This window comes from Micromonospora sp. B11E3, from assembly GCF_039871625.1.
Classification (GTDB): Bacteria; Actinomycetota; Actinomycetes; order Mycobacteriales; family Micromonosporaceae; genus Micromonospora.
On record NZ_JBDPMC010000206.1, the window covers coordinates 1 to 1,471 of the forward strand.

The 1,471-nt window shown below is 68.0% G+C and carries 2 protein-coding genes; both read left to right on the forward strand.

Annotated features, from left to right (window positions below):
- Positions 1 to 46: 46 nt before the first annotated feature.
- On the forward strand, positions 47 to 1,063 hold the full coding sequence (locus tag ABGB16_RS33675; RefSeq protein WP_347672093.1) for a fumarylacetoacetate hydrolase family protein: 1,017 nt from the start codon (positions 47 to 49) through the stop codon (positions 1,061 to 1,063).
- Positions 1,064 to 1,246: 183 nt separating this feature from the next.
- Positions 1,247 to 1,471, forward strand: a 225-nt coding sequence (locus ABGB16_RS33680) for a hypothetical protein (protein WP_347672094.1), incomplete at its 3' end; no start/stop codon positions are given.

Sequence of the window (1,471 nt, forward strand, 5' to 3'; positions counted from 1 at the left end):
TAGTTGGACTGGGATCTAACTACTCTTCCGGCTGGGAGGCGCCTTCATGCGGTTGGTCACCTTCGACACCGGCGCCGGCGCCGAGATCGGCGTCCTCCACGGCGATCTCGTGGTGCGCCCGGCCGCCACCCTGCGGGCTCACCAGGTGTACCGCGACGGCCCCGGTACCGTGTCCCGCGCCGCGGAACTGCCCGAGGAAATGGTGGCGTTCTTCCAGACAGGTGCCCACGGACGCGCACTGGCGGCCGAGGCGGTCGCCCTCGTGGACCAACACAGTGCCCGCGGGGACGAACTGCACGACAACGGACGGCCCGTCGCCCACCCGGTCGCAGACGTTCGTATCCTCGCCCCGGTGCCCCGGCCACCGCGGGTACGGGACTACCTGACCTATCGGGCACACGCGAGCGGAGCCGGTCTCACGACGCCACCGGCGCTCGCCGCGATGCCGATCTGCTACAAGTGCAACGCCGACTCGATCATCGGCCCGGACGAGCCGTTGCTCTGGCCGTCCTACACGGAGCAGCTCGACTTCGAGCTCGAGGTCGGCTTCTTCACCTCCCGGGGCGGCCGGGACCTCACTCCGGAGCAGGCGGCCGGCTACATCGCAGGCGTGACGATCTTCAATGATGTCAGCGCCCGCGACATCCAGTTCTTCGAGATGTCAATGTCGATCGGGCCGTCGAAGGGCAAGGACTTCTGCACGGCGATGGGACCGTGCGTGCTCACGATGGACGAGGTCAACGAATGGGACATCCGGCTCAGCGCCCGCGTCAACGGTGAGACCTGGGCCACCGGTACGACCGCCGACCGGCAGTTCTCCTTCGCCGAGGTACTGGCCTGGGCATCGCTCGACGAGGACGTGCGACCCGGAGAGTTCCTCGCGGTCGGAACCGTCGGCGGTGGCTGCGGACTCGAACTCGACCGGTGGATTCGCTCGGGCGACGTCGTCGAACTCGAGGCGTCCGGCATCGGAACCTTGCGCAATCCAGTGGGCGAACGGCGCGTCCCGCCGCCCGGGGCCGGCCTTCGCAGCTATCACGGGGCTCCACCGGTGCACCTCTGAGATCCCATGGCCTACCCCGCGCCGCCTCGAAGGTTGGGAATCGGGTGGGGTCGGCTGTGCTCGTTCTCGCGGCCGGCTCATCACGCAACTCCACGGCCTGGGACAGACCGTCACCCTCGCCAAGGCCGCGTAGGTCACTTGGGTCGATTCTCTTTACAACCAACTATCTGGAGCGAACCCATCATGTTGCTGAACGGCGACGAACACCCGGCCGACGCGAACACCCTGCTCGACCAGAGAGCAGCGGCAACTCCGACCGCCCCCTTCCTGGTGTTCGAGCGCGACGACGGGACGATCACCGAGGTCACCTACGCGGAACAGGTGCGCCGAGCCGCCGCGACTGCCGATCTGCTGGCACGGCTCGGCGTACGAGCCGGGGACCGGGTCCACCTGATGACCGCCAACTGC

Bases quoted from the DNA above. Each gene is read 5' to 3' on its own strand.
- ABGB16_RS33675 (WP_347672093.1), top strand. From the start codon at position 47: ATGCGGTTGGTCACCTTCGACACCGGCGCCGGCGCCGAGATCGGCGTC.